This window comes from Stenotrophomonas sp. 1278, from assembly GCF_029892765.1.
GTDB lineage: Bacteria > Pseudomonadota > Gammaproteobacteria > Xanthomonadales > Xanthomonadaceae > Stenotrophomonas > Stenotrophomonas indicatrix.
Genome location: NZ_JARXWD010000005.1, coordinates 44,530 through 61,783, shown reverse-complemented (window position 1 = coordinate 61,783; position 17,254 = coordinate 44,530). Strand labels below are relative to the sequence as shown.

At 66.8% G+C, this 17,254-nt stretch carries 14 protein-coding genes; 7 read left to right on the top strand and 7 right to left on the bottom strand.

What is annotated here, in order from left to right; translation table 11 throughout:
• Positions 1-684 precede the first annotated feature (684 nt).
• Together M2299_RS06970 and M2299_RS06965 are read right to left on the bottom strand one after the other, a co-directional pair.
• Complete coding sequence (locus M2299_RS06970; protein ID WP_280884104.1) at positions 685-2,790, bottom strand: phosphoglycerol transferase I; 2,106 nt, start codon at positions 2,788-2,790, stop codon at positions 685-687.
• 261 nt (positions 2,791-3,051) lie between these two features.
• Entirely contained in the window at positions 3,052-4,695 is a 1,644-nt protein-coding gene (locus M2299_RS06965; RefSeq protein ID WP_223483053.1) for an AarF/UbiB family protein, read from the bottom strand.
• Positions 4,696-4,907: 212 nt separating this feature from the next.
• On the opposite strand from M2299_RS06965, the gene M2299_RS06960 reads away from it, so the two are divergent.
• Positions 4,908-5,834, top strand: coding sequence for a DUF808 domain-containing protein (locus M2299_RS06960; RefSeq protein WP_025874576.1), 927 nt, complete (start codon positions 4,908-4,910; stop codon positions 5,832-5,834).
• Between the two features lie 174 nt (positions 5,835-6,008).
• Here the strand turns inward: M2299_RS06960 and M2299_RS06955 are convergent, their stop codons facing one another.
• The gene (locus M2299_RS06955) at positions 6,009-7,547 is read right to left on the bottom strand and encodes a GGDEF domain-containing protein (protein WP_032976627.1); all 1,539 of its coding nucleotides are present in this window, start codon (positions 7,545-7,547) and stop codon (positions 6,009-6,011) included.
• A gap of 106 nt (positions 7,548-7,653) precedes the next feature.
• Between M2299_RS06955 and M2299_RS06950 the strand changes: the two genes are divergently transcribed.
• The 3 genes from M2299_RS06950 to M2299_RS06940 all read left to right on the top strand — a co-directional run bounded on the left by M2299_RS06950 (position 7,654) and on the right by M2299_RS06940 (position 9,596).
• Positions 7,654-8,289, top strand: a complete 636-nt coding sequence (locus tag M2299_RS06950; protein WP_280884103.1) for an NAD-dependent dehydratase — start codon at positions 7,654-7,656, stop codon at positions 8,287-8,289.
• The gene (locus M2299_RS06945; protein ID WP_025874579.1) at positions 8,289-8,996 is read left to right on the top strand and encodes a YafY family protein; all 708 of its coding nucleotides are present in this window, start codon (positions 8,289-8,291) and stop codon (positions 8,994-8,996) included. The genes M2299_RS06950 and M2299_RS06945 overlap by 1 nt, the downstream gene beginning before the upstream one ends.
• A gap of 213 nt (positions 8,997-9,209) precedes the next feature.
• The gene (locus M2299_RS06940; protein ID WP_099785668.1) at positions 9,210-9,596 is read left to right on the top strand and encodes a VOC family protein; all 387 of its coding nucleotides are present in this window, start codon (positions 9,210-9,212) and stop codon (positions 9,594-9,596) included.
• Positions 9,597-9,781: 185 nt separating this feature from the next.
• Here M2299_RS06940 and M2299_RS06935 read toward each other — a convergent pair whose 3' ends face one another.
• From M2299_RS06935 to pdhA, 4 genes are read right to left on the bottom strand one after another with little or no spacing between them, the layout of a single operon-like run.
• The gene (locus M2299_RS06935; protein WP_099843957.1) at positions 9,782-11,176 is read right to left on the bottom strand and encodes a dihydrolipoamide acetyltransferase family protein; all 1,395 of its coding nucleotides are present in this window, start codon (positions 11,174-11,176) and stop codon (positions 9,782-9,784) included.
• Complete coding sequence (locus tag M2299_RS06930; protein ID WP_025874583.1) at positions 11,173-11,526, bottom strand: SH3 domain-containing protein; 354 nt, start codon at positions 11,524-11,526, stop codon at positions 11,173-11,175. The genes M2299_RS06935 and M2299_RS06930 overlap by 4 nt, the downstream gene beginning before the upstream one ends.
• Before the next feature lies 1 nt (position 11,527).
• Complete coding sequence (locus M2299_RS06925; protein ID WP_025874584.1) at positions 11,528-12,595, bottom strand: alpha-ketoacid dehydrogenase subunit beta; 1,068 nt, start codon at positions 12,593-12,595, stop codon at positions 11,528-11,530.
• A complete protein-coding gene (gene pdhA, locus M2299_RS06920; RefSeq protein WP_180831878.1) occupies positions 12,588-13,670 on the bottom strand; it encodes a pyruvate dehydrogenase (acetyl-transferring) E1 component subunit alpha in 1,083 nt (360 codons plus the stop codon). Before pdhA ends, M2299_RS06925 begins: the two co-directional genes overlap by 8 nt.
• A gap of 325 nt (positions 13,671-13,995) precedes the next feature.
• Between pdhA and M2299_RS06915 the strand changes: the two genes are divergently transcribed.
• The 3 genes from M2299_RS06915 to M2299_RS06905 all read left to right on the top strand — a co-directional run bounded on the left by M2299_RS06915 (position 13,996) and on the right by M2299_RS06905 (position 17,169).
• Positions 13,996-14,871 (top strand): tryptophan 2,3-dioxygenase family protein, encoded by an 876-nt coding sequence (locus M2299_RS06915; RefSeq protein WP_025874586.1) that lies wholly within the window; start codon positions 13,996-13,998, stop codon positions 14,869-14,871.
• Between the two features lie 179 nt (positions 14,872-15,050).
• On the top strand, positions 15,051-16,550 hold the full coding sequence (locus M2299_RS06910) for an oligopeptide:H+ symporter (RefSeq protein ID WP_033832413.1): 1,500 nt from the start codon (positions 15,051-15,053) through the stop codon (positions 16,548-16,550).
• A gap of 16 nt (positions 16,551-16,566) precedes the next feature.
• Complete coding sequence (locus M2299_RS06905) at positions 16,567-17,169, top strand: thioredoxin family protein (protein ID WP_033832411.1); 603 nt, start codon at positions 16,567-16,569, stop codon at positions 17,167-17,169.
• Positions 17,170-17,254: the final 85 nt, after the last annotated feature.

The window sequence follows — 17,254 nt, the reverse complement described above, 5'->3', positions numbered from 1 at the left end:
GGTGGGTCGGCAGGGCTGCGCCCTGCACCCGCCGAAGCGGTAGTGCCGGCCGCTGGCCGGCAACCTCAGGAGCAACAGCAACAGCAACAGCAAAAGCGGGTTTCCTGTGGGATGGCGGGGTGGGTCCGGTTGCGGGGGACGCCGTAAACCCGTCCTTGGGGGCTTGGCCGCGGCATCCATGCCGCGGACACCCCCGCAACCGGACCCACCCCGCCTTCGACAGATTCCCGCGAACTGTCGGAACGGTGTTCTGTGTTGCTGTTGATGGGTGTCGACCTTGGTCGACACGTAGGTCCACGCCATGCATGGATGCTCTTCAATGAACTATCGAAATATTCGATTTCATGCAGATGGGGTCAGATCCGTTTTCCGCAAGAAAACGGATCTGACCCCGGATTGATTTCCATATCTGACAGAAGTGTCGACCAAGGTCGACACCTACCGACAGCTGCAGGAATCTGTCAGAGGCGGGGCGGTGTGGGTGGGCAGGACCGTTGGCGCCATGGATGGCGCCATCGAGCCCCCAAGGACGGGTTTACGGCGTGTCCTGCCAACCCACACCGCTCCGCCACCCCACGGAACCCCAGCTGTTGCTGTTGCTTCGGCTGTTGCCGTTGAGGTTGCCGGCCAGCGGCCGGCACTACTGCTTCGGCAGGTGCAGGGCGCAGCCCTGCCGAACCCCCTTTACCCCCGCGGTCGGCCGCGCGAGGGCACCAGTGCGAAGGTATCCACCGCCAGCTTCTCGGCATGGTTCAACCACGCGCGGATTTCCAGATCATCCACTTCGTGGTCGAGCCCGAATGACACGTTGATCTTGCCATCGGCATCAGGCTGCACCCACTGCTGGGCCAACACCACCTTGCGCTGCGAGGACACCGCTTCGATCCAGAAACCGCGATCCGGGCGCGTGCTCGCCACCAGCTGCAGCATGTACTGGCCGGCGCGGGTACGGCGGCCCTTCTGCGTGATCATGTGTGCCTGGCGCACGCTGGGGCGGGGGCCTTGGAAGGCATCCAGTGGTGCATCCACGTCGATGCCGTTGCGCAGCTGGCCGTCCCGGTACAGCTTGATGCCGTTGTCGCGGTTCACCAGCAGCGCGCACCAGTCGCCGTCGGCCGAGCCATCCTCGAACGCGGTGCAGCGATCAACGTAGGCGAGCGTGTTGTCCGGGTCGGCATCGTCGAACTGGCGCGAGGTGTTTTCCAGATACACCGATTTCAGGTCCCAGTCCTTGTCGTATTCCAGCAGCACCGGCGGCTGCACGTGCTGCAGGCCCACCACCACCTGGTCGTCGCCGTCGATCTTCAGCTGCCGCGTAGGCTCACCCAGCCACAGCGAGCGGGCGAAGGCCAGGTACTGCGGATAGTCGCGGCCGCCATCGCGGCGTGCCGCGGCGCTGGCACTCGGCGCGCGCTTGTCGTCCAGCAGCGAACGGCCAAAGCCCATCGTCTGCAGGTTCGGATCGAGCAGGCTGAGCAGGGTGGCCCCGGAATCCAGGGTCGAGCCGTCTTCGGCGGCCAGCTGGCGCGGGGCCACGCCATCACCGAGGAACATCAGCAGGTTCTCGCGCTTCTGCTTGGTCAGGATATGGCTGAGGTCATTGGGCATGGCCAGGTGATCGGAGGCGATCACGATCAACGTGTCCTTGCCGTACGGGCTGGCCTGGATGCGTTCGACCAGCTGCGAAATCAGGCGGTCGGTGCACTTGAGCGCATTGAGCATGCCGATGTTGCCGTACTGGCTCTGGTAGCGCTCGCCCTTGCAGGCCACCGGCAGGTGCCCGGCCGGATGGTGCGTGTCCATGGTCAGCGTGGTCAGCATGAACGGCGCATCCTGTCGCGACAGCTGCTCGAAGCGCTGGTAGGCGGTGTCCAGCAGCACGTCGTCATGCACGCCCCACGCCGAGTAGTGGATGCGGCCGATCTTCTTCTGCTGCTTGAACCACGCCAGGTCATGCACTTCATCGAAGCCGTGGCTGGCCAGGAACTGGCCCTTGCCGGCGAACTGGCCGTTGGCACCACCCAGGTAATGGTTGGTGTAGCCCTGCTGCTTGAGGTAATCGCCCAGGCACACGGCCTTGGGCAGGAAGCTGCCCATGCGGTCCATGCTGTTCTCATCACCCTGCGAGGTGGTCAGCGGCACGCCGCACATCGACGACACCAGGCCGGCGATGGTCCAGCCACCGCCTTCGGCCGAGGCCAGCCCGCGCACATCCAGCGACCTGGCCGCCAAGCGGTTGAGATTGGGCATCAGGCCGGGAAACACGGCCTCATCCAGATAGGTTCGCTCCAGGCTCTCGCCGTAGATCCAGACGATGTTGCGTGGGCGCTGCAGGGCCTGCGTGGGCACCTGGTATTCGGGAGCGATACGGGCGAAATCCACCGGGCGCAGCTGCTGGTACAGGCGTTGGCCATCGCGGGCCAGTGGGCTGATCATGATCGTGGCCACCCACAGCGCGGCGAAACCGGCAAACCACGCACCACCGGCCGTGGGGCGGCGCCAACGCTTCACCCGCGTAGCGAACAGCGGCAGCAGCGACACGGCGGCCAGCACGATGAAGCCGGCGATATAGCCCTTGAAGTCGGCGACACCGGCGCCTTCCATGTCCGCACCCAGGTGGTACAGGGTGGCGGCGTTGAGTCCGTCACCGGACAGCTTGTCGATCAGCCACCAGGCACTGAGCGCCAGCAGCAACAGCGAGAACAAGCCTGCTTTCCACCACACCCATTTTGCGGACGCGAGGAACAACCAGGACAGCAGCAACAGCGACAGCAGCAGAATCCAGAGCATAGGCAGCTTCGGCAGTGACGGGGTGGCGATGGACGTCGTACCGACGCGTGTCCATCCGACCGGCGCTGCTGCAAGCACATCTGCATGACAGGCCGATGACCCGATAGTGCATGCACGAACCTGACTGAAATGTTTGTTGAAATCGTGCGTGCGATATCACGCTGCGAACGTAAATCGAGCGTGAAAACTCACGCTCGATTGCATTAAAAAACTGCATGAATGCACTGTTTTCGCTGATCCACGTCGAGCGTGGATGCGACACTATCGATGCCCGCGTTCCTCGCGCGAACGCGCACGGCGATCGAACAACAATGCGCTGGTCACGATGCCCAGCCCAAGCACCACGCCGATCAGCAACAGCACCAGTGCGATGGCAGGATAGCCCAGCACATGCCAGCCGGTGTCGATCTTCATCATCATTGCCGCCGCCATGATCAACGCGGCGCTGATGATGCCGGCGGCCACGCGGTTGGCGATCTTCTGCAGGTTCTCCATCAGCCGCGATTCTTCCAGCCCGGTCACCTTCATCTGCAGGCGGTTCTCGGCCAGCAGCGCCATGATGTCCGACAGCTTGCGCGGCCCGTCGCGCAGCAGTTGCTGCAGCTCCATCGCCTCGCTGGCCAGGTTGGCGGCCGACAGCGATTTTTTCAGGCGCGCGCGCATCACGTGCTGCAGCTGGCGTTCGACGATGCGGCGCGTGTCCAGATCCGGTGCCAGCAGGCGGCATACGGTTTCCAGGTTGAGCAGCGCCTTGCCCAGCAGGCTCAGCTCCGGCGGCGTACGCAATCCGGACGAGGTGGCGATGCGCACCATGTCCAGCACCACGCGCCCTTCGGAGAAGTTCGCGCTGGCGGCATAGCGTGCGATCAGCTGGCCGGTCTCGCGCAGGTAGCGCTCCTCATCGAATGCCTCCAGCCGCGTGCTGATGCTGATCAGGTCGTCGGCCACTTCCTCGCCGCGGCCATCGACGGCGGCAAACAGGATCTTCAGCAGGCGCTCGCGCAGCCGCGGCGGCATGTGCGCGACCATGCCCAGGTCGAAGATGGCCAAGCGCCCATCAGGCATCACCCGCAGGTTGCCGGGGTGCGGGTCGGCGTGGATTTCGCCGTGCACGAAGATCTGGTCCAGATAGCCTCGGATCAGCGCCGCCGCCAGCGGGTCCATCGCCTGTTCGGTGCGGCGCACATCGGGAATGGCATCCACGCGCACGCCGGTGGCCAGTTCCATGGTCAGCACGCGATGGCTGCTGTAGTCCCACAGCGGCTGCGGAATCCACAGGCGACGGAACGGCTTCAGGTGCCGGCCGAAGCGCGACAGGTTCTCGGCCTCGGCGTGGTAGTCCAGCTCCTGCATCAGCGTCTTGGCGAATTCGTTGAGCCAGTCGCGCAGGCGCACGCGGCGACCGATCTGGGTCAGATGGTCGGCGGCCAGGGCGAAGCTGCGCAGCACTTCCAGATCCGAGCGCAGCTGCGCGGCCACCTCGGGCTTCTGCACTTTCACCGCCACCTCGCGGCCGTCGTGCAGCACTGCGCGGTGCACCTGGGCGATCGATGCGCAGCCCAGCGGTTGTGGGTCGAATGCGGCGAACAGCTTGTTCACCGGCGCCCCCAGCTCCTGCTCGACGATGGCGTGGATGCGTTCGACCGGAATCGGCGCCACCTTCTCCTGCATGCGCTCCAGCGCGGTGGCGAACTCCACCGGCACCATGTCCGGACGGGTCGACAGCATCTGCCCCAGCTTGACGAAGGTGGGCCCCAGCGCTTCCAGGTCACTGACGAACTGCTCCGGATTGCCGTCCGGTGGCACGTCGGTGTGGCTGCCGGCAGCGTCCAGGTTCATGCCGGAGAACACGCCGGAATGGCGGTAGCGCATCAGCAGGCGCAGGATCTGGCTGCGCCGGTTCATGCCCCTGATCAGCGGCGGATTGCCTGTGGCGGTGGACGGATTGCTCAAACGACACTCCTCGAAGACGACGACCCGATGTCCGTGATCCCGCCGCCGGCGGGACCGGATTACGCTTCCAGTGTCCCTGCCGCCCGGTGGGCGCGTGGTGAACCCGCTACCGCAGGTGGCGCCGGATCGGTCAGAATCCGCTCATTCCCTTTACTGGATCCCCCATGGCCGGTGCCAGCCTGTTTGCCCTGCTTGACGATATCGCCTCCCTGCTCGACGACGTCTCGGTGCTGACCAAGGTCGCCGCCAAGAAGACCGCCGGCGTGCTGGGCGACGACCTGGCGCTGAACGCGCAGCAGGTAACCGGCGTCAACGCCAACCGTGAATTGCCGGTGGTGTGGGCGGTGGCCAAGGGCTCGCTGGTGAACAAGGTGATCCTGGTGCCGGCGGCGCTGGCGATCAGCGCGCTGGAAGCGTGGCTGCACAGCCGCGGCTGGAACGTGCCGCTGATCGTGCCGCTGATGATGATCGGCGGCGCCTTCCTGTGCTTCGAGGGCGTGGAGAAGCTGGCGCACCGGTTCCTGCATTCCGCCGATGAGGACGCCGAACACCAGGCCGAGCGGCGCAAGGCGCTGGCCGATGCGCAGGTGGACATGGTCGCGTGGGAAAAGGACAAGGTGAAGGGCGCGATCCGCACCGACTTCATCCTCTCGGCCGAAATCATCGTGCTGTCGCTGGGCGTGGTTGCCACGGCGTCGTTCATCAACCAGGTCAGCACCCTGGTGGTGATCGCGCTGGCGATGACCGTGTTCGTCTACGGGCTGGTCGCCGGCATCGTCAAGCTGGACGACCTGGGCCTGTACCTGTCGCGCAAGGGCGCGGCGCTGGCGGCAGTCGGCCGTGGCCTGCTGGTGTCGGCACCGTGGCTGATGAAGTTCCTGTCGGTGGCCGGTACCGCAGCGATGTTCCTGGTTGGTGGCGGCATCCTGGTGCACAACGTGCCGGCGCTGCACCACGCGGTGCAGGCGCTGGGCGGCGAAGGCCAGTGGGGCTGGCTGGTCAACGCGCTGGGCAACATGGTGGTCGGCATCATCGCCGGTGCCATCGTGCTGGCGGCGGTGACCGGGTTCCAGAAGCTGCGCGGCAAGTAAGCGCCGGCCCGCTGCCCGGTAGAGGCCGACCTTGGTCGGCGGTTTGTTGTCCGCGCGTGCCAACCAAGGTTGGCACCTACCCAGCGGTTTCCGGTGCCTTGCCCGGGTGAGGCCGACCTTGGTCGGCGGTTTTATTCCCGCAAGCACCAACCAAGGTTGGCACCTACCCGCGAGCTAGCCCGCGTGTACCCGGTTCTTGCCTTGGCGCTTTGCCGCGTACAGCGCGTCATCGGCGCGCCGCAGCAGCGTATCGGCATCGTCTCCCGGCTGCCATTGCGCCAGGCCCGCGCTGAAATGCACGGGGATGCGCCGCTCCTGCAGGGTCAGCACGCGATGCGCCAGTGAGCGCTGCAGCCGCTGCACCGTGGCCATGCTGTCCGCGCCGGGGGTTTCGGGAAGCACCAGCACGAACTCGTCGCCGCCCAGCCGGGCGATGCCATCAGTGGCACGCAGCAGCAGGCGGCACACCGCCACCAGGTGCTGCAGCAGCGCGTCGCCGCCGGCATGGCCGTGTTCGTCGTTGGTCTGGTGGAAATCATCCAGGTCGATCACCGCCAGTCCGAGCGGCGAGTGGTTGCGTGCGGCGCGGGCCAGCTCGCGCTGCAGCAGTTCATCCAGGCCACGCCGGTTCAGGGCCTGGGTCAACGGGTCGATACGCGCCAGATCGCCGGCCGCGCGCAGATCCTGCTCCAGCTGGTTGATGCGCTGTTCGGCGCGTTCCACTTCCTGCCGCGCGCTGGCCAGGTGATCGCGCGCCTGCGCCGCCTGCTGCTGCACTTTGCCGGTGTCCTGCATCACTTCCTGCAGCAGGTGGTTGAGGTCGGCGATGCTGCGCGCCTCGCGCAACTGCAGCGCGTAGCTGCCGATGCGGTCGTGGTATTCACCGGTGCTGGCAGCCATGCCATCCATGCGCTCGATGAACTCGCCCATCAAGCTACGCATGGCCGCTTTCGAATCGTCGATTCCCTGCCGCAGCAGGCCCTGCTTGTAGATCACTTCGCGCAGCTCGGCGCGGGTGCGCTCGACCGATTCGGCTTCCAGCGGCCCGGCCAGCAGCTGGCGCACGGCGGCGATCTGGCCCTGCAGCCAACTGCGGTCATCCAGCAGCTCGCTGACGTTCTCCAGCAGCAGGGCGAACAACTCAAGCAACAACGCCTGCTGTTCCTGCCAGCTTTCGGCGCGCACGCCGATCTGGTGGCCCAGCTCGCGCGCGCCCTGTTCGATCGGTTCCAGTGCCGCGCCCGGTTGCCATTGGCGCAGGCGTACGGCCAGGGCCTGCGCCTGCTCGCGCAGGTCGGGATCGTGCTGCAGCAGCGCGACCACCGCGCCGCCCAGCAGCAACCGCAGCTGCTCGGACAGGCGCAGGCTGTCGGGCTGGCCATCGGGCGAGTGCTGGTCGATGGTGCGGATGTATTTATCGATCAGCTGCCGCATCGCCCGGCCATAGCGCGGCCAGTCGGCACTGGCCTGCGCCGATTGCAGGCGATCACCCATGTCGCCCAGCTCACCCGGCAGAGTGGCCATGCCATTGGCGAAGGCGGCCAGCAGCGGCTCGGGGGCATCGGCCCCGGCAAACAGCTGCTGCAACGCCACGCTGCTACCGCCCTGCAGTACCACCCGATCGCCGCGCCCGTCATCGACCACCGCGCGCACGCGCGCAGGCGGCCCGATGGCGGTGCCGGGGGCAGGGCGGGGGTCGGGCTGGTCCGTCATGGAACGCATCCTGGGATGGCAGGGGGGCTGGTCACAGCATATCGGCGCAACCGGCGGTGGCTTGAACCGATAGGATGGGCGACAGGATGCCGCAGTGGAGGTGGGTATGCGTGTGATGTTGCTGGGGGCGACGGGACTGGTCGGAGGCCACGCCCTGTCGCAGCTGCTGGCCGACCCCCGCTGCAGCGCCGTGGTCGCGCCCAGCCGTCGCCCGCTGACTGTGCCGCACGGGAAACTGCACAACCCGGTGCTCGACTTCGCCCGGCTGCCCGATGCGCCGGACTGGGCCCGGGTGGACGCGGTGATCTGCGCCCTGGGCAGCACCATCGCCCAGGCCGGCAGCCGCGAGGCGTTCCATCGCATCGACCACGATTACCCGCTGGCCTTCGCCCGCCTGGCCCTTGCACAGGGGGCCCAGGCCTTCGCGCTGAACTCGGCCGCAGGCGCCAACCCGCGTTCGTCGATCTTCTACAGCCGGGTCAAGGGCGAGCTGGAGCGTGACCTGCGCGCGCTGGGTTTCCCGTCGCTGACGCTGGTGCGGCCAGGGCTGATCGGCGGTGAGCGGCAGGAGGTCCGCCGTGGCGAACACTTCGCGCTGCAGGTGCTGGGTGTGCTGGGGCCGGTGTTGCCACGTGCCTGGCGGATCAATCCGGCACCGGTGATAGCCCACGCGCTGGTGGATGCGGCGCTGGCGGCGAAGCCGGGCGAGCGCGTGGTGCCGTCGCGCGATCTGGTCGGCTGATGTCCCGCGCGCTGCGCCTGAACCAGCTGCTGCAGGTGCTGCGCCGCCACCGCCGGCCGGTGGCCGGGCAGGCGCTGGCCGAAGAACTGGGCATCAGCCTGCGTACGCTGTACCGCGATATTGAAACGCTGCGCGAGCAGGGCGCCGATCTGCGCGGGGAAGCCGGTGTCGGCTACCAGCTGGAACCGGGCGATGTGCTGCCGCCGCTGACCTTGCCACCGGCCGAGATCGACGCGCTGGTGCTCGGCCTGCGCTGGGTGGCGGCACGCACCGAGCCGGCCCTGGCCGAGGCTGCACGTGATGCCCTGGCGCGGATCGCGCACGTGCTGCCGGCGGCGCGACGCGATGCGCTGCGTGACAGCGGCCTGCGGGTGGGCCCATCGCGAACGACGGCCAAGGTACCCCCGGCGCGGCTGCAGGCCGTACGCGAAGCGGTGGGCACGCAGCAGCGGCTGCAGTTCGCCTATGAAGATGCACAGGGCCGGCGTACCGAGCGCGTGGTCTGGCCGTTCGCACTGGGGTACTTCGATGAAGTGCCGATGCTGGCGGCGTGGTGCGAGGGCCGCGAAGACTTCCGTCATTTCCGCTTGGATCGCATTCGCCATGTGCGTGCGTTGGAAGAGCACTACCTGGTGCCACGCGCGACCTTGTTGCGGCGCTGGCAGAAGGCGCAGGGCATCGCCCCGGATTGGCTGGACCGTTCGTGACGAGGCCGAGCTTGCTCGACCGCTTCTGGTCGTTGCTCTGGCTTTGGTAGGTGTCGAGCTTGCTCGACGCTCTTGCTCTTCGCGGAGAGCAGTCGAGCAAGCTCGACACCTACCAAAGCCAGAGCAAAGGCAGTCGAGCAGGGTCGACGCTGCTGACAGGATCTGTCAGCAGGGCAGGGCCACCATGGCCGCTCCCAACCACGGAGCTTTCCCATGTTCAAGCCAAGCACCCTGCTGCAGTACGTGCGCGACGTTGCCACCAGCGCCACCTTCTACAGCGGCATCCTCGGCACGGCACCGGTCGAACAGTCGCCCGGCTTTGCCCTGTTCCTGCTCGGCGATGGCGCCGCGCTCGGCCTGTGGCAGCGCGATGACGTGCAGCCGCCAGTGGATGCGGAGGGCGGTGCAGCCGAGCTGGCGATGGTGGTGGCCAATCCTGATGAAGTGCGGCAGTTGCACGATGCCTGGCGCGCACTCGGTGTGCAGATCGCCCAGGCGCCGGTAACGCTGGAATTCGGCTACACCTTCGTCGGTGTCGACCCCGATGGTCACCGGCTGCGTGTCTACAGCCGCGCCGAGGGCATGGTTGCGCGCGATTGATCCAGGAAATTTGTATAGCAGAGCCCAAGCTCGGCTTGTTTCATGCCTTCATCCACGCATGGCGTGGATCTACTGAAAAGCAGCCGAGCATGGCCAGGCGACATAGTGGAGCAGGCACAAAAAAACGCCGGGCATTGCCCGGCGTTTTTTCAACTCATGTGCCAACCAAGGTTGGCACCTACCGGTCAGCTGGCCAGCGCCAGGTCGTCCATCATCGCGCGCAGGAAGCGGGCCGCTTCACCGCCGGTGGCGGCGCGGTGGTCGAAGGTCACCGACAGCGGAATGACCTTGTGCGCTTCCACGCCGCCCATCACCGGGGTCATCTGGTGGCGGGCACGGCCGGCACCGACGATGGCCACGCACGGCGGCACCACGACCGGGGTCGCGTAGCGGCCGGCGAACATGCCGAAGTTGGACAGCGAGATGGTGTAGCCGCTCAGCTCCGAGGCCGCGATCGAACGCGCTTCCACCTGCTCGCGCAGACGGTTCACGCCTTCACGGATGCCACGCGCGTCGAGCATGTCGGCGTTGCGCAGGGCCGGCACGAACAGGCCGTCGTCGGTATCCACGGCGATGCCGATGTCCACCTGCGCGTGCAGGGTGCGGGTCAACGCTTCACCGTCGAACCAGGCGTTCATCGCTGGCACCTTCTGCGCGGCGACCACGATCGAGCGCACCAGGCGCGCGGTGACGTCGTTGCCCGGCAGCCAGGCGTGGATGTCGGCGTCGTCGTTCAGCGTGGTCGGCACGACCTTGCTGTGCGCATCGGCCATGACGCGGGCCATGTTGCGGCGCACGCCCTTCAGCGGTTCCGGCTGGCCCTTGGCGACCACGCCCGGCGGCTGGGTGCGCATCGGCTTGCCGGCAGCGGACAGCGGGGTGCGTGCGTCGGACTGTACCGGTGCGGGCACCTGGGCCGGCGCCGGCGCGGCGGCAGCCGGTGCAGCAACCGCTGCCGGAGCCGCGCCAATCTTCGCGCTGCCGTCGGCGGCGGCCTGCTTGACGTCGGCCATGGTCACCGCGCCATCGGCGCCGGTGGCACGTACGCGGCTCAGGTCCACGCCCAGCTTGCGGGCGGTGGCCCGCACCGCCGGCACGGCCTTGACGCCGCCCACGGCCAGCGCCTGTTCGGCATGCACAGCGTTGGAGCTCTGCATCGCGCCGACCACGGTGCCGGCGTCATCACGCTCGGCGGCAGCCGGCTTGGCTTCTTCTGCAGCTACCGGGGCGGCTGCGGTGGGCAGCGGCGGCGGCGTCGGAGCTGCGGCGGCAGCCGGAGCGGCATGGCCGTGGCTGTGGCCGGTGTCCTGGCCGTCAGCACGCTGCGGCAGGTTCGGGTCCAGCGCGAAGCTGGCCAGCACCGCGCCGGTCGGGATGATGTCGCCGGCAGCGCCGGACAGCTTCAGCACCGTGCCGGAGAACGGCGAGGGCACTTCGACGACGGCCTTGGCGGTCTCCATCGAGACCAGCGGCTCGTCCAGCTTGATCACATCGCCTTCCTTGACGAACCACTCGACGATGGTCGCGTCCGGCAGGCCTTCGCCCAGGTCGGGCAGGTTGAAGTTCTTGGTCTGGCTCATTTGCAGTTCTCTTCCAGCAGTTCCAGTTCGCGGGCAGGCAACCAGCCCGTCGCGCCATTGGCGCGCTCGGACCACCACCACCCGCCGTGTTCGTGATGAAGCTTGACCATCTCGCCGTTCTCCACATCCAGCTCGCGGGCGTCGTAGTCGCGCAGGGCTTCGGCGCGACCATCGTCCAACAGCTGCAACCACGCTACCGGTGCCCATCCGGCGCGCCCATCGCTGGTGCGCACCCAGGCAAACGCCGGCCATTCCTCGTCACGTACACCTACTTCGACGATCTGGCCGGTGCGGAACCGGAGCGGGTTGGGATACTGGCTGCGGTAAGCCCCGAGAAGGCGGGCCCGCATGTCAGCCTGCCGCCACCGCGCGCTTGGCCGCCGCCACGATCCGCTCCACGCTCGGCAGATACTTCATCTCCAGGCGGAACAGCGGAATGTGGGTGTCGTAACCGGTGACGCGCTCGACCGGAGCCAGCAGGTCGTAGATCGATTCCTCGGCCAGGCGTGCGGCGATTTCCGCGCCGAAGCCCGCGGTCTTCGGGGCCTCCTGCACGATCACGCAGCGGCCGGTCTTGGCCACCGACTCGGCGATGGTGGCAAAGTCCAGCGGACGCAGCGTAGCCACGTCGATGACTTCGGCACTGATGCCTTCGCCGGCCAGCTTGTCGGCCGCTTCCAGCGCTTCTTTCACCTGCGCACCCCAGGTCACCAGGGTCACGTCGGTGCCATCGCGCAGCACGAAGCACACGTCCAGCGGCAGGGCTTCGCCGTCGTTGACGACCACTTCCTTGTACTGGCGGTAGATGCGCTTGGGCTCCATGTAGATCACCGGATCCGGCTCGCGGATCGCGGCCAGCAGCAGGCCATAGGCGCGCTGCGGCGAGGACGGCAGCACCACGCGCAGGCCCGGCACGTTGGTGAAGATCGCTTCGTTGGCCTCGCTGTGGTGCTCCGGCGCACGGATGCCGCCACCCCACGGCACGCGCAGCACCATCGGGCAGTGCAGGCGGCCACGAGTGCGGTAACGCAGGCGCGCGGCGTGGCAGATGATGTGGTCGACCATCGGGTACATGAAGCCATCGAACTGCGCTTCGGCCACCGGCTTCATGCCCTGTGCGGCCAGGCCGATGGTGAGGCCGGCGATGGTGGTTTCATCCAGCGGGGTGTCGAGGATGCGGTCGGCGCCGAAGCGCTGCTGCAGGCCGGCGGTGGCGCGGAACACGCCGCCGTTGACGCCCACGTCTTCGCCCAGCACCAGCACCGACTTGTCGTGCTCCAGCTCCCAGGCCAGCGCCTGGGTGATGGCTTCGATGAGGGTGATCGGGGTGTCGGTCATGTTCTGTTCTCCGCGCGCGACGGCAGCGCTGTCGGCGGCGTTGGTATGCGCGCTGGACGCGCCGTTCTTGATCTCATCCATGGCGCTGCTCCAGGGCGATCGCCTGGGCACGCTGGGCCAGCAGGTCCTGCGGCGGGTCGGCATAGAGGAAATCGAACATCGCCTCGACCGGCTGCACCGGCGTGTTGAGGTACAGGTTCACTTCCTCGTCCACGCGCTTGCCGCACTCGGCGGTCCAGGCAGCTTCTTCTTCCTCGCTCCAGACACCGGCGTTGGTCAGGTACTTGCGCAGGCGCAGCATCGGCTCGCGCTGCCAGGCATCCTTCACTTCGGCGTCGTCGCGGTAGCGGCGCGCGTCATCGGCGGTGGTGTGGTCGGACAGGCGGTAGGTCATCAACTCCAGCACGGTGCCGCCGTCGCCGGCCAGCGCACGCTCGCGCGCCTGCAGCATGGCGGTCATCACCGCGATCAGGTCGTTGCCGTCCACCTGCAGGCAGTGCAGGCCGCCGGCCAGGCCCTTCTGTGCCAGCGTCTCGGCACCGGTCTGCGCCGAACGCGGGACCGAGATGGCCCAGCCGTTGTTGACGATGCACAGGATCAGCGGCAGCTTGTAGGCACCGGCCGAATTCAAGGCCGCGTAGAAGTCGGTCTTGGAACTGCCACCGTCGCCGCATACGGCCACTGCGATCTGCGGTTCCTTGTTGAGCTTGAACTTCAGCGCAGCGCCTGCGGCGTGCAGGCACTGGGTGGAAATCGGCACGCAGAACGGGAAGTCCTTGGCGGCATTGCCGCCGTAGTCGTTGCCGCGCTCGTCGCCGCCCCAGTACATCAGCACGTCGTGCGGGCGCACGCCACGCATGAACATCGCGCCGTACTCGCGGTAGGACGGTGCGAACACGTCGTCCTTCTGCATCGAGGCGCCGATGCCGACATGCGCGGCTTCGTGGCCGAGGCAGGCCGCGTAGGTGCCCAGCTTGCCGGTGCGCTGCAGCGCGATCGACTTGCCGTCGAACACGCGCACGAACAGCATCTGCTTGAACATCGGCAGCAACGCGCGTGGGTCGCGCAGGGCTTCGGGCAGGTCATCGCGGACGAGCGTGCCGTCCGTGTCCAGATACTGCAGGTATTCGATCTTGAACTCAGCGGCAACCGTCATTGCGTACTGCACCTTCGACAGAGAAGTTACAAATGATATGAATCGCCATGTTAAGGAATGCGTACGAAAAAGCCGTCCTGCGGCGCAGCACAGCCCACCGGCCTTTGTACCCCCTTCCGGGCGCATGATGCCAATAACTTCAACGTATTCAGCCATTGCTGCAAAGCATCACAAACGACGCTGGGCTGAGCGCCAGTAGAACGGCGCAAACGGTTCCACGCGCAACCACCGTTCCACAGGCCTACCGCACGCCCCGGTACGGTCATCGCGGCTGCCAGCGCGGCGGCAACGCGCTACCCTTGCCGCCCCCGATCTGGTCCCGCCCATGTCCGTCGACAACAACCAACGCGATCTCGAAGCCGGTATCCACACCGATCTGCAGGGGCGGCTGACCTACGGCGGCTACCTGCGGCTGGACCAGCTGCTCAGCGCGCAGCAGCCGCTGTCCAACCCGCCGCATCACGACGAGATGCTCTTCATCATCCAGCACCAGACCTCCGAGCTGTGGTTGAAGCTGCTGGGCCACGAGCTGGGTGCGGCGATCGGCTTCCTGCAGCGCGATGAGGTCTGGCAGTGCCGCAAGGTGCTGGCGCGCAGCAAGCAGGTGCTGCGCCAGCTGACCGAGCAGTGGTCGGTGCTGGAAACGCTCACCCCGTCCGAGTACATGGGCTTCCGCGACGTGCTGGGTCCGTCCTCGGGCTTCCAGTCGCTGCAGTACCGCTACATCGAGTTCCTGCTGGGCAACAAGAACGCGCAGATGCTGCAGGTGTTCGAGCACGACACGGCCGGGCAGGCGCAACTGCGCACCGTGCTGGAGGCGCCGAGCCTGTACGAGGAATTCCTGAAGTACCTGGCCCGCTTCGGCCACGCCGTACCGGCGGTGTACGAGGCGCACGACTGGACCCAGCCGCACGTGGCCGACGACAGCCTGCAGCCGGTCTTCGAACGCATCTACCAGGACACCGACCGCTACTGGCGCGAGTACGCGCTGTGCGAAGACCTGGTGGACCTGGAAACCGCCTTCCAGCTGTGGCGGTTCCGCCACATGCGCACGGTGATGCGGGTGATCGGCTTCAAGCGCGGCACCGGCGGCTCGTCCGGCGTGGGCTTCCTGGCCAAGGCGCTGGAACTGACCTTCTTCCCTGAATTGTTCCAGGTACGCACCACCCTGCAGGCCGCGCCCCCGCCGGATCTGGCCTGATCCCCATTCAGCTTGGCCGCCCGCGGCTGGCTGGATCGTTTCAGATGCAAGTTCAGCGAGCAGGCTGCGACCTGCCTCAAACGGCGTGTATTTGACGTGAACGCCAGAAGTCGGTGATCCTCGCGCGTTGCTTCACCGCACATCGGACGTGCCTCCATCCACCGAACCAGGAATTCCGCATGAGCGTAAACGCCACTGCGAACACCCCAGAGCCGGCGCTGCCGGACTTCAACACCACGATGGGCCACCCGCGCCCGTTGTGGATGCTGTTCATGACCGAGTTCTGGGAGCGCTTTGCGTTCTACGGCATCCGCTGGGCGTTGGTGCTGTACATCGTTGCCCAGTTCTACAACGGCAATGCCGCCGGTGAAGGCGACGCCAGCCGCATCTACGGCGCCTACCTGGCGCTGGTGTACGCCGCAGCGATCTTCGGCGGTTACGTGGCCGACCGGGTACTGGGTTACCAGCGCTCGATCCTGACCGGCGCGATCATCATGGCCGTCGGCCTGTTCATGATCTCGCTGCCGCAGGAGCACATCTTCAAGCTCGGCCTGGCCACGATCATCGTCGGCAACGGTCTGTTCAAGCCCAACATCTCGACCATGGTCGGCAAGCTGTACGGCCTGAAGGACGAACGCCGCGACTCGGGCTTCACCATCTTCTACATGGGCATCAACATCGGCGCGATGATCGCCCCGGTGCTGACCGAGTACCTGGCCCGCAAGGTCTTCGGTACCTCGGAAATGCCGTCCTACAAGGTCGTGTTCATCGCTTCCGGTGTGGGCATGCTGATCTCGCTGGTGTGGTTCTACATCGGTCGTGCCGGCCTGAAGGGCATCGGCGCACCGCCGGCCGGTGCCGAAGGCTTCGGCCGCATCGTCATGGTGCTGGTCGGTTCGCTGTTCGCCATTCCGGTGGCCTACTTCCTGCTCGCCACCGGCGCCACCGCGCTGGCCTGGATCCTCGGCGTGATGTTCGCTGCCTTGGCCGTGCTGCTGCTGGTGGAAGGCATCCGCGAGGGCAAGGTGCAGCGCGACCGCGTGATCGCCATGCTGATCATCTTCGCCTTCAACGTCATGTTCTGGATGTTCTTCGAACAGGCCGGCAGCTCCTTCACCTTCCTGGCCGAGAACATCGTCAACCGCCAGCTGGGTGATTGGACCTTCCCGACCGCGTGGTTCCAGTCGGTCAACTCGGTGGCGATCATCACCCTGGCGCCGATCATCGCCTGGATCTGGGTGGCCCTGGGCCGCGCCAATCCGTCCATCCCGCGCAAGTTCGGCCTCGGCCTGCTGTTCAACGGCGCTGCCTTCGCCCTGCTGATGTTCGCCCTGTCGACCATGGTCGTGGACGGCAAGATCCCGTTCTGGACCCTGTTCATGGTCTACGTCATCCAGTCCGTCGGTGAGCTGTGCCTGTCGCCGATCGGCCTGTCGATGGTGACCAAGCTGGCCCCGGTGCGCCTGGTCGGTTTCGGCATGGGCGGCTGGTTCCTGTCCACCGGCATCGGCAACAACCTGTCGGGCATCTTTGCCGGTGCGGTCAGCGGTGAAGGCGGCATGACGGTCGAATCGGCCCTGAAGGGGTATACCTTCGGATTCTGGGCCTTGATCGGTTCGGGTGTGGTCCTGTTCCTGGTCGCGCCGCTGATCAACAAGCTGATGCATGGCGTGAAGTAATGAGAGGGTAGTGGGCATGCGTACAACGTTCGGTGGTGCAGTGGTGGCAGTGGTGTGTGCGGCGCTGATCGGCGCCTGTTCGCAGCCTCAACCTCCCGCGGCCCCCGAGCCCACGCAGCCCCTCGACACCCGCCCCACCGAGCCACCGGTCGCTGACCCCAGCGAACCGGTGGCCTCGGGCAACACCCCGGCGGCGGCCGACATCGCCGCCATTGCCGGGCTTGGCGCGCAGTTCGACCCGGCCCGCAATCCCGTTGCCGACCTGGAAACGGCCAAGGTCGAGGCCCAGCGCGGCAACAAGCGCATCATCCTGGAAGTGGGCAACGCCGCGTGCGAGCCCTGCCATGCGCTGGATGAAGCCGTGGAAGGCAATGGCGATCTGCGCCGCTTCCGTGATGCCCACTACGTGTGGGTGAAGGTCAACGACAGCGCCGAGAACCCGAACGCGGCGTTCCTCGGCCAGTTTCCGCCGCTCGAAGGCGAGCACCCGCACCTGCTGGTGATCGATGCCGACGGCACCCTGCTGGCACCGCAGCCCAGCGAAGCAATGCGCAAGGGCAATGCCGTGCAGACCGCACGCGTGATGGCGTTCCTCAAGCAGTGGGCGCCTGACCGGTAGCGCTGGACAGTGCCCGGCGGCCCACGGTGCGCTGCCCGGCCATCCACGCGTGGCGTGGATCTACAGATCATTACCCTTCGGCCGT